Origin of the sequence: Pseudorhodoferax sp. Leaf274, from assembly GCF_001422445.1 — a bacterium.
Lineage (GTDB): Bacteria > Pseudomonadota > Gammaproteobacteria > Burkholderiales > Burkholderiaceae_C > Pseudorhodoferax.
In genome coordinates this window covers 69,975-83,048 of sequence record NZ_LMNA01000008.1, presented here as the reverse complement: position 1 = coordinate 83,048, position 13,074 = coordinate 69,975, and the positions used below count along the sequence as shown (strand labels likewise).

The window sequence follows — 13,074 nt, the reverse complement described above, 5'->3', positions numbered from 1 at the left end:
TCGCCATTTCCTCGGATCCCATGAACGAACTCACATTCCTTGGCGGCTTCGGTGCCGCGGCCGTGCTGGCCCTGTTGCCGGCGGCCAGCCAACGCCTGGCGCTGTCGCGCGCCAAGCACCGTTCGCTGGCCGGGCATTCCAAGCTGTCGCGCCGCGTGGCGCGCAAGCTGCCGTTCTACGATTTCGGGCGCGATCGCTTCTTCGACTCGGATGGCGCACCCGCCGCCGTGGCGGCTCAGCGCGAGGCGGGCATGGCGCGCCTGGCGGCGGTGTTCGCGCAGCGCTTCCCGAAGACGCTGGCCATGACCGAGGCCGCGCGCGAGGGCATCGCCGACCTGCAGTTCACGAGCCGCTACCGCGTGCCCTTCCAGTACAGCCGGGTGCTGCGCGAGAGCCTCAAGATGGGCGCCTTCGTGCAGGAAAGCAGGGGCGTGCAGGTGACGGACCTGGACGGCAATGCCTTCTACGACCTGGCCGGCTCCTACGGCGTGAACCTGTTCGGCCAGGACTTCTACAAGTCCTGCATCGCCGAAGGCAGCGCGCGCGTGCAGGACCTGGGCCCGGTGCTGGGCAGCTACCACCCGGCCGTGCTCGACAACGTGCGCGCGCTGCGCGCCATCTCGGGCAAGGACGAGGTGTCCTTCCACATGTCCGGCACCGAGGCCGTGATGCAGGCCGTGCGGCTGGCGCGCTACCACACGCGGCGCACGCACATCGTGCGCTTTTGCGGCGCCTACCACGGCTGGTGGGACGACGTGCAGCCCGGCATCGGCAACCCGGTCTCGGCCGAGCGCACCTACACGCTGCGCGACATGGACGAGCGCACGCTGCGCGTGCTCGCAAGCCGGCGCGACATCGCCTGCGTGCTGGTCAACCCGCTGCAGGCGCTGCACCCGAACGCGAACGCGCCATCGGACTCGGCGCTGGTCGCCGGCCGCGCCGCGCCGGCCTTCGACCGCGCGGCCTACACCGCCTGGCTGCACAAGCTGCGCGCCGTCTGCACCGCGCGCGGCATCGTGCTGGTCTTCGACGAGGTGTTCCTGGGCTTTCGCCTGGCGCCCGGCGGCGCGCAGGAATACTTCGGCGTGCAGGCCGACATGGTCACCTACGGCAAGACGCTGGGTGGCGGCCTGCCGGTGGGCGTGGTCTGCGGCCCGCACCGGCTCATGCAGCGCTGGCGCGAAGACCGGCCGGCGGACATCTGCTTCGCGCGCGGCACCTTCAATGCCCACCCCTACGTGATGGGCGCGATGCAGGTGTTCCTGGAGCGCCTGGCCACGCCCGCCGTGCAGGCCATGTACCAGGACCTGGACGTGACCTGGGAAGGCCGCGCCGCGCAGCTCAACGGCCTGCTCGAAGGCGCCGGCCTGCCGGTGCGCGTGGGCGGCATGTCCACGGTCTGGGCGGTGGGCTTCACGCAGGCCTCGCGCTACCACTGGATGCTGCCCTACTACCTACGCGCGCAGGGCCTGGCGCTGAGCTGGGTCGGCACGGGCCGGCTGATCTTCAGCCTGAACTACGGCGATGCCGAGTTCGCCGAGGTGGCACGCCGTTTCGTCGCGGGCTGCCAGGCCATGCAGGCCGATGGCTGGTGGTGGCAGGACGCGGGCCTGAGCAAGAAGACCATCCAGCGCCGCATCCTGCGCGAGATGTTCGGCAGGGCCTGAGCGGGTGGGCCGGGCGGCCTGGCCGCCCGGCGTCTGTGCGGCAGCGCCAGTGCAAAGGCCGCCGGCGGCCTGGTCGAACCAGGTGCACGGCGGCCGAAGGCCTGTCCAGGGCATGCGGTGCGGATGCGTCGCGCCGCGGATCGGTGGCTCAGCGGGCCGCGCCCTGCACGTCGTGCATCGGGTCGATCAGCTCGCCGCGCATCAGGGCCAGCGGGCTCTTCCAGTACAGCTTGATGTCGTGGAAGGGGTCGGTCACGATCTTCGTGGCCCAGGCCAGGCCGGCCACCACGCCCTGCAGGAAGAACAGGTGCACGGTGCGCGTCAGCACGGCGGCCACGCCCAGCGCGAGCCAGGCCAGGCCCACGTGGCGCGCCCAGCCTTCCAGCGTGGCGGCGGGCTCGATCAGGCCGAACAGACCGGGCTCCATCCAGAACAGCAGCGGCAGGGCCACCCACAGCAGCATCAGCACCACCTTGCGGCGCAGGTTGTAGCCGACCTTGATCTCTTCCTTGTGCTCGTGCGTGGCCTGGTTCACATGGTCGTAGCCCTTGGGCTCGAAGAAGAAATGGCCGGCCTGGCGGCTGACCATGGCCACGGTCCAGGCCAGCAGTGCGGCCACGGCCGGGTCGATGAACAGCAGCACATAGGCCACCACGAAGGTGCAGGCGCTGAGCAGGTGCAACGACTGGTTGATGCGGCTGTGGTGGTAGTAGCGGTGGTCGTCGTCGCGCTGGACCTGGACCGTCTGGAAGAAGTCTTGCATGGGTACCCCCGTTGTCATGTGGCGCGATCGTGACGAGCGCGCATGAAGCACTGATGACAGGGTTCAGTGGCTGCGCGAACGCTTGTCTGCGGCCGCCGGCGCGCAGGCCTCGGCCCAGCCGGCGACCTGCTCTGCGCTGGCCGGCACCATGCCGAACAGCAGGCGGTAGATGATGGGCGCGACCAGGCGGTCCATGACGTCCTCCACCGTCGGCACGGCGTCGCCGCGCGCCGCGCCGCGCTGCACCAGCACCGACACCACGCCGGCCGTGAACTGCGCGCACTGGCAGGTGCCTGCCGCCTCGCCGCGGCCGGCGGCGGCGACCACGTCGCGCAGCATGGCCTGGCCGACCTCGGACGACATTTCCTCGTGGAACTGGTCGGCCCACAGCATCAGGTCGCCGCGGAAGCTGCCCGTGTCCGCCGGTTCGCCCTCGGGCCGCATGCGCTCGACCGAGACATCGGCCAGCAGCTCCGCCAGATCGCCCCAGCGCCGGTAGATGGTGGACGGCGTGACCCCGGCGCGTGCCGCGATCAGCGGCACCGTCAGCGCATCGCGCCCATGCTGCTCGGTGAGTTCGCGCGTGGCCTGGTGCACGGCGGCCTGCACGCGCGCGCTGCGCCCGCCGGGCCGTGGAGTGGGGCGTGGAGGCATGGAACGATGTTAACGCAAAGCGTTTGCTTTATGCGCCGGCCCGGTGCACAATGGCGCAAACGCTATTTCTTTGCGTTTGAGAAGCCAGTGCATGTCCACCCCGAGCCCCGCCACCACACCTTCGCCGCGCCAACCGCTGGCGCCCACGCCGGCGCTGTGGTGGACGGCCGCGATGATGGTCACCTTCCTGGCCGCGTCCAGCGCGCCATCGCCGCTGTACGCGCTGTACCGCGAGGCCTGGGGCTTCTCGGCGCTCACGCTGACCTGGGTGTTCGGCAGCTACGCGTTCGCGCTGCTGGCGGCCCTGCTGATGTGCGGCCGGCTGTCGGACCACCTGGGCCGGCGGCGCGTGATCGTCGGCGCGCTGGTGCTGGAATTCGTCTCCGTCGTGCTGTTCTGGCAGTCCGAATCGGTCGCCTGGCTGCTGGCCGCGCGCATCCTGCAGGGCGTGGCCACCGGCATCGCCACGAGCGCGCTGAGTTCCATGCTGCTCGACCTGAGCCCCTTGCGCGCCTCGATGATGAACGGCGTCGCGCCGATGATCGGCATGGCGCTGGGCGCGCTGGGCACGGCGGCGCTGGTGCAGTTCGCACCAATGCCCACGCGGCTCGTCTACGAAGTGCTGCTGGTCATGCTGGCCGTGCAGCTGGCGATGGCGCTGCGCCTGCCCGACACCGTGCCGCACCGGCCCGGGGCCTGGGCTTCGCTGCGTCCGCAGATGGCCGTGCCGCACGCCGCACGCGGCGCGTTGCGGCGCCTGTTGCCGGCCAACACCGTGGGCTGGGCGCTGATGGGTTTCTTCCTCTCCCTCGGGCCCACGCTGGCGCGGCAGGTGACGGGCAACGCCGCGCCGCTGACCGGCGGCGCGCTGATCGCGGCCATGGTGTTGCCGGGTGCGCTGGCCAGCGTGGCCATGCAGCACCGGCCATCGGCGCTGGCGCTGGTGCTCGGCGCGAACGGGCTGGCACTGGGCATGGTGCTGGCGCTGGCCGGCATCCATTGGCATGCGCCGGTGGCCTTCTTCGGCGGCGCGCTGGTGGCAGGCTTCAGCATGGGCTGCAGCTTCGGCGGCACGCTGCGCACGCTGGCGCCGCTGGCCTCGCCGCAGCAGCGCGCCGGCCTGATGGCCAGCTTCTTCGTGTGCAGCTATCTGGCGTTCAGCGTGCCGGCCATCCTGGCCGGGCTGGCGGCCGGCTGGTTCGGCCTGCATGCCACCGCGCTGGGCTACGGCGCCGTGCTGCTGGCGCTGGCGCTCGTGGCGGCGTTCGGCACGCGCGGGCTGGTGGCCGCGCGGGCCTAGGAGCGCGAGCGGCAGAAATCCGGCCCCGCGCCGGGGCGAGTGGCGGTGCCAGCCGAGGCGCCGGCGAGGCCGTGTGGCCTGCCACACAACGAGCCGGCAACGAAGGATGGCGCTGCCAATCGCCCCGGCCCGAAGGGTGCGGCCTGCAAGGGGGCGCATGCGTCGTTGCCGTCCTCGCGCAGGCGGCCAGCCTGCGCTTCGTCCGGCGCCTAGCCTGCGCCCCCTTGCAGGCCGCACGCGGGGCCGGATTTCTGCCGCCCGCGCTCCTAGCCCTGCGACACCGAACTGCCACGGCAGCGTCACGCCGCTGACTTGCGCGGCTCGCAGCATGGCGGCATGCCGCAAGCCGAACCCACCCCCATCATCGTGGACGAGTTCGCGCCGGCCCGGCGCGTGCTGCGTCTGGCCTTCGTCACCGAAACCTACCCTCCCGAGGTCAACGGCGTGGCGGCCACCATCGCCTGCGTGGTGCAGGGCCTGCGCGCGCGCGGCCACCAGGTGCAACTGGTGCGCCCGCGCCAGGATGCAGCCGACGCGCCCGAGGCGCCCACGGCCGAGGTGCTGATGCGCGGCCTGCCGATCCCGCGCTACCCGCACCTCAAGATGGGCCTGCCGGCCACGCGCGCGCTGCTGCGGCTGTGGACATTGGCGCGGCCCGATGTGGTGCACATCGTCACCGAGGGCCCGCTGGGCTGGTCGGCGCTGCAGGCCGCGCGCAAGCTGCGCCTGCCCGTGAGTTCGGACTTCCGCACCAACTTCCAGGCCTACGGCCAGCACTACGGCCTGGGCTGGCTGCACAAGCCCCTGATGGCCTACCTGCGCAAGTTCCACAACCGCTGCGACCTGACCATGGTGCCCACCGAAGCGCTGCGCCAGCAGCTGGCAGGCCAGGGCCTGGAACGCCTGCGCGTGGTGGCGCGCGGGGTGGACGCGCAGCGCTTCGACCCGGCGCGCCGCAGCGAGGCCCTGCGCGCGCAATGGGGCGCCGGCCCCGACACGCCGGTGGTGCTGCATGTCGGCCGCCTCGCGCCTGAGAAGAACCTCGGCCTGCTGCTGCAGGCGGTGCAGGCCATGCGCCGCATCGACCCGCGCGTGCGCCTGGTGATGGTCGGCGACGGGCCGCTGCGTGCCGAGCTGGAACGCGATTGCGCCGGCCAGGACGTGGTGTTCGCCGGCGCGCGCCAGGGCGAGGACCTGGCCCGGCACTACGCCAGCGGCGACATCTTCCTGTTCCCCAGCGTGACGGAGACCTTCGGCAACGTCACGCCCGAGGCCATGGCCAGCGGCCTGGCGGTGCTGGCCTATGGCTATGCGGCAGCGGCACAGCTCATCGACGAGGGCGAGAACGGCCTGCTGGCCCCGCTGGAGCAGCCGGCGCAGTTCATCGCCCAGGCCGAGCGGCTGGCACGCGACGGCGCGCTGGTGCAGCGGTTGCGGCTGCAGGCCCGCGCCGCCGCCGTGGCGCGGGCCTGGCCGCAGATCGTGGGCGAGCTCGAATCGGCCTTCGACACCTTGTCGCGCCAGGGCGCGGCCGGCATCCGCGCGGCCACGGCCACGCGCGCCGTGGCCGGCCTGCCGTGAAGGTCCAGCTGGTCTACTTCAACGCCGGTGGTGGCCACCGCGCGGCGGCGCAGGCGCTGCAGGCCGCCTGCGCGCAGCAGCAGCGGCCCTGGGACGTGCAGGCCGTGAACCTCGTCGACGTGGTCGACCCGCAGGGCCTGTTCCAGCGCTGCACCGGCATGGCGCCGGAAGACCTCTACAACGCCCGGCTCGCGCGCGGCTGGACCCTGGGGCTGGCGCAGGAGCTCAAGCTGCTGCAGGGCCTGATCCGCATGGCCCATGGCCAGCTGTGCCAGCGGCTGGCCGCGCATTGGCGCACGAGCCGGCCCGATCTGGTGGTCTCGCTGATCCCCAACTTCAACCGCGCGCTGGGCGAGAGCGTGGCCCAGGCCCGGCCCGGCGTGCCCTTCATGACGGTGATGACCGACATGGCCGACCACCCGCCGCATTTCTGGCGCGCAGACGGGGTGGACCAGCACCTGGTCTGCGGCACGCCGCATGCGCTGGCCCAGGCCCGCGCGGCCGGGCACGACATGCGCCGGCTGCACCTGGTCTCGGGCATGCCCGTGCATCCGGATTTCTATGCGCCGCTGGCGCTGGACCGCGCGGCCGAACGCCGTGCCCTGGGCCTGCCCGGCCCGGACGGCGCCGCGCCGGTCGGCGTGGTCATGTTCGGCGGCGCCGGCTCCATGGTGATGGAGCGCATCGCGCGGCTGCTGCCCGACACCCCGCTGGTGCTGCTGTGCGGCCACCACCGCCGGCTGGCGCAGCGCCTGCGCGCACTGCCCGCCACGGCGCCGCGCGTGGTGCTGGGCTTCACGCGCGAGGTGCGGCGCTACCTGGCGCTGGCCGACTTCTTCATCGGCAAGCCCGGCCCGGGCAGCCTGAGCGAGGCGCTGCTGATGGGCCTGCCCGTGCTGACCACGCGCAACGCGTTCACCATGCCCCAGGAGCGCTACAACACCCAATGGCTGCAGGAGCAGCGCCTGGGCCTGGTGCTGCCGGGCTTCGCGGGGGTGGCCCCGGCCGTCCGTACGCTTTGCGCGCAGATGCCCGAATACCGTGCACGCGTGGCCCTGTTACAGAACCGATCTGTCTTCGAATTGCCCGATTTGATGGCGAAATTGGTTCAAAATGCACCAATGCCGGGACATCTGCAATTGGCTGCGTGACAATGCCGTCACGAATTGGTCATTCAGCTGACACAATTTTTCTGGGGTCGGCGGTGTCCAATCAGGGTTTGCGCTAATCCCTCGCGCGCCAGGAAGAACCAGTTGAACGCCATCAAAGAAGCCAAGAAACTCATCGCCAAGGACCCCTTCAAGCCTTCCGCCAAGACCCTCGCGGACTTGGTCCTGTCCCTCGAATCCCATGAGCCCTTCCAACTGGAACGCCTGTATTCGCTGCACTTGAGCGACTTCGACCTGGCCGTGCAGATCATCAAGGAATGGCGCCTGGACCGTTACTACGCCGGCAAGGCCAAGCTGTACGACTTCGCCGTGCAGGCCAGCGCCTTGAACGCGCCCGGCCAGGCGGTTGCCGCACCCCAGCAGCCATCGGCCACCGTCGCGGCCGACACGCCGGCGCAGAGCCCCTCCTGAGTCAGCCTGTCTTTTTGTCCTTCTTCTTGCGCCAGAACGGCCGGGCCACCCCGGCCAGTTCCTCGAGCGCAAGACCGGCCTGGTGCGCACTGTGCGGCGCCCGGGCCTGCAGCCAGCCCACCGCGAACCATGCGCGCGGCTCCTGCGCTGCCGCTGCGCGGTAGCTTTCCAGCGCCACCACCTCGTCGTAGTAGGCGCCCAGCGCGTCCTGGGCCGGCTCCAGCGCGCGCGTGAACTGCGCAGCGCGCCGCGGCGCGAAGCAGGCCCCCACGAACTCGGCCAGGTAGCGCAGCCGCTTGAGGCGCTTGCGCAGGCTGTGACGGGCCTCGGGCGCCAACTCCTCGAAACGGGCGCCCTCGTCGCGCACGCGCTGCTGCAGCCGGTCCAGCCGCTTGCGCAGGTGGCGCTGCGTGTCGCGCGGGGCCAAGCCGGTGCCCGCCTGTGCGGCGGCAAAACCGACCAGTGCCACCAGCGTGGCTTGGAAGGCGCTGTCGCGCACGGCCTCGGCGGGCGAGGGCGCGCTGTCCTGCGCCGGCGGCAGCACGATGGGCGGCGCGCCCGCGGCCAACAGGCGCGGCTGCATGCGCTCCTGCAGCTGCTGGCGGTCGCGCCGGGCGCCCAGCGCGCGGAAGGCCTGCGCAAGCGCCGTCTCCCAGTCCGCATCCAGCCCCGGCCCCAGCGGCGCCAGTTCGCGCAGCGCCGTGCGCAGCCGGCGCAGGCCCACGCGCAGCTGGTGGATCTGTTCGGCATCCTCGCTGCCGGCTGCGATCTCGCTCGCGTTGGGCAGGATCTGCGCGAGACAGGCGCCCACCACGGCGCGCTGCACCGTGGCGCCGTCCGGAAAGCCGCTGCCCGCCGTCCACTGCGGCGCGCTGGCCTTGACGGCTGCGCGCGTGGACTGGCCATGCGCCAGACGCAGCCCGCGCTCGGACTTGGTCACGGTGCTCAGCGTGAGCCCGTGGCGCGCGGCCCATTCGGCGGCCACGCCGGCCAGGTCGCCCACATCGCCCTCGAGCAGCTCGAGTTCCAGCTCGCAGACCACGGCACTGCGCGGCAGGCCGCCGTCGGGCGAGGGGGCCAGCACGCGGCCCTGGTCCAGCGCGAGCTCGATGCGGCTGGTGCCCACCTGCAGCTCCTGCGTGGCGCGCCAGATGTCGGTGCCGTAGACCTCCACCAGCGGCGTGCCGGCCTGGCGCAGCACGTGCTGCAGGCGCCGGCCCACGGGCGTGCCGGCGTGGCGCGCAGGGTCGGCCTGCGCCACCTGCGACTTGCGCGCCGGACCCAGGTCCACGTTGTGCTCCAGCCGCTGCACCGGGCCATCGCCCAGGGCCTTGGCCGTCTGCACCCAGCGCGGGCCCTCCTTGCGCAGGCGCAGGGCCACGCCGTGCGCGGCCAGGTCGCCCTGCAGCGTGTCGAAGTAGCGGGCCTGCAGGTGCGTGCGGCGGCTGCCCGGGCCGCGCAGCGCGGCCTCCAGGGCGGGCAGGGCGGCGCGTGGGATGTCGAACTTGAGTTCGATCTCGGTCATCGAAGAGGAGGGCATGGCGCCGATGCTAGCGGTCGTTGCGGCCGCGGAAGGCCAGCCAGCCGGCCACGGCCGTGAAGGCGATCACCACCGCCACCAGGATCCAGAAGCCGTGCGGGTTCTCGGCCAGCGGCACGCCGCCCACGTTCATGCCGAACAGGCCGGCCAGGATGTTGATGGGCAGCGCCAGCACCGTGACCACGGTCAGCACGAACAGGCTGCGGCTGGTGCGCTCGTTGACGGCCGCGGCGATCTCTTCCTGCAGCAGCTTGGTGCGCTCCTGCAGCGCCGTCATGTCGCGCAGCGCCACCGAGAACTCCTCGGTGGCCTGGCGCAGCTCGTCCACGTCGCGCTCCACCATCCAGGCCGGCGGGTGCTGCAGCAGCCGGAACAGCGCGGCCGGCTCGGGCGCCAGCAGCCGCTGCAGCCGCACCAGCAGCCGTCGCAGCACGCCCAGGCGCGTGCGCTTGTGCTGCAGCCGGTCCGCGAGCAGGGCGTCCTCGATTTCGTCGATGCGCCGCGTGACGCCGCGCACCACGTCCACCAGCACGTCGGCCTGGGCGCGCAGCAGCCGCTCCAGCAGCTCGACGGATGAGCGCATCGGGTCGCCGCGCCGGATCGCCAGGCGCAGCTGGTCGACCGACCGCAGCGCCGACTGCCGCGCCGTGACCACCAGGCGCTTGTCCACGGCGATCCACAGCGTGGCGATGTCCGAGGATTCGAAGGCGAAGTCGAACTGCACGTCGTTGATGACGGCCACCAGCGCGTCCTCGTCGCGCTCGATGCGCGTGGAGTGCAGCCCGCCCTGCAGCGCCTCGAAGAAGGCGTCCGACAGGCCGGCATGGCGGCGCAGCCAGCGCTCGGCGCCGGCATGGGCCAGGTTGAAGTGCAGCCATGCGAAACCGCTGCCCTGCGCGGCATCGGCCAGCCACTGCGCGGCCTCGTCGGAGCCCAGCGGCTGGGCCGCGGTGTCGGCATCGAAGCGGTAGCCGCAGACCAGCCCGTGCGCATCGGCGCCATAGCGTGTGGGTTCGGTCTGTTGGTCGCTGTCCATGGCGTCGGGCAACCGGGCATGCTGCGCCCCCGATGTGTCAGCCGCGTGACAGTCCGGCCTGCGGCGGCGGGCGCACCTGCGCGCGCAGGTGTGCCAGCAGCGAGCGCGCCGCCGTCGGCAGCGCCTCGGCCGAGCGCACGCCCAGCAGGAAGTCGCGGTGCGCCCAGGCATCGACGAGCGGCACCACGCGCAGCCCGGCGGCCGGTGCGAAGCGCTCGGCCAGCAGCTGCGGCAGCACCCCGATGCCCATGCCCGAGGCCACCATCGTGCACAGCGCGTCGAAGCTGGTCACCTGCACGCGCAGCGTCAACGCGCGGCCGGCGTCGTTGGCCGCCTGCTGCAGCAGCAGGTTGATGGCGCTGCCCGCGTGCAGGCCCACGAAGTCCTGGTCCAGCGTGTCGCCGAAAGCGACCTGGCGCCGCCGCGCCAGCGCATGGCCGCGCGGCACGACCAGCACCAGCCGGTCGGCGTGGTAGGCATGCGTCTGCAAGGGGTGCGGCATCGGCACCGGCGCGAAGATGCCGATGTCGGCCACGTTCTCCAGCACCGCCTGCACCACGCGCGTGCTGATGCGCTCTTCCACCTGCACGCGCACCTGCGGGTACAGCGCGAGGAAGCTCTTGATCTCCGGCGAGAGGAACTCGGCGATGGCCGAGGTGCTGGCGCACAGCCGCACGAGGCCGCGCACGGCGCTGGAGTAGCTGCGCATCTGCTCCAGGATCTGGTCGAGCTCGTGGAGCGCGCGGCGCGACAGCGCGAGCAGCTCCAGCCCCGCGGCCGTCGGCTCCACGCCCTTGTTGGTGCGCAGCAGGAGCGCGGTGCCGACCAGCTCCTCCATGTCGCTGATGCGCTTGCTGATGGCAGCAGCGGCGATGTGCTCGCGCTCGGCGGCCAGCGCGATGCGGCCTTCCTCGACGACGCGCACGAACAGGCGAAGGGATTGCGGATCGAGCCTTTGCATGCGGCGAGTCTGCCATCGTCTGGCGCGAGGGCGGCCTCACGAAGCACTGCTATGCCGCGGGCGCACGGCCTCCAACAATCGGCGGGTTCCACAACGCGACCCCCACGGAGAGATCGAGCATGCAGACCACGGCGCCCGCGCGCATCAAGGTGTTCTGGCAGCCGGGATGCACGTCCTGCCTGCGCACCAAGGAGTTCCTGACCAAGCAGGGCATCGAGTTCGAATCCATCAACGTGCACGGCAATCCCGAGGGCATGGCCGAGCTGCAGGCGCTGGGCGTGCGCAGCGTGCCGGTGGTCTCGCTGGGCGAGCGCTACACGCTGTGCCAGTCGTTCGGCGATGTCGTCAAGTTCCTGGACCTCAAGACCAAGCTGATGGACCCGCTGCCGCCGGCGCAACTGGTCGAGCGCATCGACCGCGTGCTGGCGGCCGCGGCGCGCTACATGCGCCAGTTCCCGCCGCAGGCCATGCACGAGGAGTTCCGCAACCGCAAGCGCACGCCGGCCGGCACGGCCTTCCACGTGTTCCGCCTGACCGAGATGGGACTGCAGGCCGCCCAGCAGGTGCCGCTGGAGTTCGAGGGCTTCAACGACCTGCCGCCGCCGGACTGGACGGCTGCGCAGATCGCCGACTGGGGCCTGTCGGTGCGCGAGCGCGTGCGCGCCTGGTGGGCCGCCGAGACCGACCGCACGCTGGCCTACACCGTGCCCACCTACTACGGCCGGCGCAGCTGCCACGACGTGATCGAACGCACGGCCTGGCACGGTGCCCAGCACGCGCGCCAGCTGATGCTGATGCTGGAGAGCTACGGCATCGCGCCCGACGGCCCGCTGACCGACGACGACCTGGCCGGCCTGCCGGTGCCCGACGAAGTCTGGGGCTGAGCCGCGCCTTGCGCGACCCGTGCGGGCCCTGCGGTCCGCGTGGTCGGTGCGGGCAGGCGCATCCGGTCCCATGCACGGCCGGATGCAGGACAGGCCGGACACCCAGAACAAGGAGACACGAGATGCAGTTGCGCTACCTGCTGCCGGCCCTGGCCGGCGCCACCGCCATGCTCGCGGGCACGGCCCTGGCCGACAACGCGGCCGACTTTCCCACCCGGCCCATCCGCATCGTCGTGCCGTTCTCGCCCGGTGGCGGCGGCGACGCCGTGGTGCGCAACATCGTCGACAAGCTGGGCGAGCGGCTGGGCCAGCAGGTCGTCGTCGACAACCGGCCCGGCGCTTCTGGCTTCATCGGCGCCCAGCTCGTCGCCGCCGCGCCGCCGGACGGCTACACCATCCTCATGGGTTTCGACGGTGCGATGGTGGTGGCGCCGCACCTGCTGAAGGCGCCGTTCGACACGCTCGCCGACTTCGCGCCCATCACCAAGCTGAACGATGCGACGCTGGTGCTGGCTGCCCACCCCTCCGTGGGCGCGAAGACGCTGCCCGAGCTGGTGGCCCTGTCGAAGGCGCGGCCGGGCGGCTTGCAGTTCGGCTCGTCCGGCGCCGGCACCACCACGCACCTGGCCGGCGAGCTGCTGGCGCTGCGCACCGGCATGCGGCTCACCCACGTGCCCTACAAGGGCGGCGGGCAGGCGGTGACCGACGTCGTCGGCGGGCAGATTCCGCTGATCTTCACGGTGCTGCCGACCATCGCGCCCTTCGTCAGCACCGGCAAGCTCGAGGCAGTGGTGGTGGCCGGCGCCACGCGGTCGCGCGTGCTGCCCGACGTGCCCACCGCGGCCGAGTCCGGCGCGCCGGGCTACGCGGTGGCGTCCTGGTACGGCCTGTTCGCACCGGCGAAGACGCCGCGGGCCATCGTGGAGAAACTGCAGCGCGAGGTCGCCGCCGTGCTGGCCCTGCCCGAGATCCGCGAGAAATACGCCAAGGGCGGCTTCGAGCCCGTGGGCAACACGCCCGCCGAGTTCGCAGCGCAGGTCAAGGCCGACCTCGCGCGCTGGGGCCAGGTGGTCAAGGAGGCCAACATCCGGCTGGATTGACCCTATGC

The 13,074-nt window shown here is 72.0% G+C and carries 12 protein-coding genes; 7 read left to right on the top strand and 5 right to left on the bottom strand.

Annotation, left to right across the window (positions count from 1 at the left end; genetic code table 11):
* The first annotated feature begins 20 nt into the window (after positions 1-20).
* Positions 21-1,667 (top strand): aminotransferase class III-fold pyridoxal phosphate-dependent enzyme, encoded by a 1,647-nt coding sequence (locus ASF44_RS12335; RefSeq protein WP_056899523.1) that lies wholly within the window; start codon positions 21-23, stop codon positions 1,665-1,667.
* Positions 1,668-1,815: 148 nt separating this feature from the next.
* Here the strand turns inward: ASF44_RS12335 and ASF44_RS12330 are convergent, their stop codons facing one another.
* Complete coding sequence (locus ASF44_RS12330; protein WP_056899522.1) at positions 1,816-2,430, bottom strand: hypothetical protein; 615 nt, start codon at positions 2,428-2,430, stop codon at positions 1,816-1,818.
* Positions 2,431-2,493: 63 nt separating this feature from the next.
* Positions 2,494-3,084 (bottom strand): TetR/AcrR family transcriptional regulator, encoded by a 591-nt coding sequence (locus tag ASF44_RS12325; protein WP_056899521.1) that lies wholly within the window; start codon positions 3,082-3,084, stop codon positions 2,494-2,496.
* Positions 3,085-3,175: 91 nt separating this feature from the next.
* On the opposite strand from ASF44_RS12325, the gene ASF44_RS12320 reads away from it, so the two are divergent.
* The 4 genes from ASF44_RS12320 to ASF44_RS12305 all read left to right on the top strand — a co-directional run bounded on the left by ASF44_RS12320 (position 3,176) and on the right by ASF44_RS12305 (position 7,545).
* A complete protein-coding gene (locus ASF44_RS12320) occupies positions 3,176-4,384 on the top strand; it encodes an MFS transporter (RefSeq protein WP_056899520.1) in 1,209 nt (402 codons plus the stop codon).
* Positions 4,385-4,720: 336 nt separating this feature from the next.
* Complete coding sequence (locus ASF44_RS12315; protein WP_056899587.1) at positions 4,721-5,965, top strand: glycosyltransferase family 1 protein; 1,245 nt, start codon at positions 4,721-4,723, stop codon at positions 5,963-5,965.
* The gene (locus tag ASF44_RS12310) at positions 5,962-7,116 is read left to right on the top strand and encodes a galactosyldiacylglycerol synthase (RefSeq protein WP_056899519.1); all 1,155 of its coding nucleotides are present in this window, start codon (positions 5,962-5,964) and stop codon (positions 7,114-7,116) included. The genes ASF44_RS12315 and ASF44_RS12310 overlap by 4 nt, the downstream gene beginning before the upstream one ends.
* 102 nt (positions 7,117-7,218) lie before the next feature.
* Complete coding sequence (locus ASF44_RS12305; RefSeq protein WP_235579205.1) at positions 7,219-7,545, top strand: hypothetical protein; 327 nt, start codon at positions 7,219-7,221, stop codon at positions 7,543-7,545.
* A 1-nt stretch (position 7,546) separates the two neighbouring features.
* On the opposite strand, the gene ASF44_RS12300 is transcribed toward ASF44_RS12305, so the two are convergent.
* The 3 genes from ASF44_RS12300 to ASF44_RS12290 are packed head-to-tail and all read right to left on the bottom strand — an operon-like array spanning position 7,547 to position 11,082.
* Positions 7,547-9,085, bottom strand: a complete 1,539-nt coding sequence (locus ASF44_RS12300; RefSeq protein ID WP_056899518.1) for a CHAD domain-containing protein — start codon at positions 9,083-9,085, stop codon at positions 7,547-7,549.
* Between the two features lie 10 nt (positions 9,086-9,095).
* Entirely contained in the window at positions 9,096-10,121 is a 1,026-nt protein-coding gene (locus tag ASF44_RS12295; RefSeq protein WP_056899517.1) for a transporter, read from the bottom strand.
* 37 nt (positions 10,122-10,158) lie between these two features.
* Positions 10,159-11,082, bottom strand: coding sequence for a LysR substrate-binding domain-containing protein (locus ASF44_RS12290; RefSeq protein WP_056899516.1), 924 nt, complete (start codon positions 11,080-11,082; stop codon positions 10,159-10,161).
* 119 nt (positions 11,083-11,201) lie between these two features.
* Between ASF44_RS12290 and ASF44_RS12285 the strand changes: the two genes are divergently transcribed.
* Entirely contained in the window at positions 11,202-11,966 is a 765-nt protein-coding gene (locus ASF44_RS12285; RefSeq protein WP_056899515.1) for a DinB family protein, read from the top strand.
* Positions 11,967-12,088: 122 nt separating this feature from the next.
* On the top strand, positions 12,089-13,066 hold the full coding sequence (locus ASF44_RS12280) for a tripartite tricarboxylate transporter substrate binding protein (RefSeq protein ID WP_056899514.1): 978 nt from the start codon (positions 12,089-12,091) through the stop codon (positions 13,064-13,066).
* Positions 13,067-13,074 lie beyond the last annotated feature (8 nt).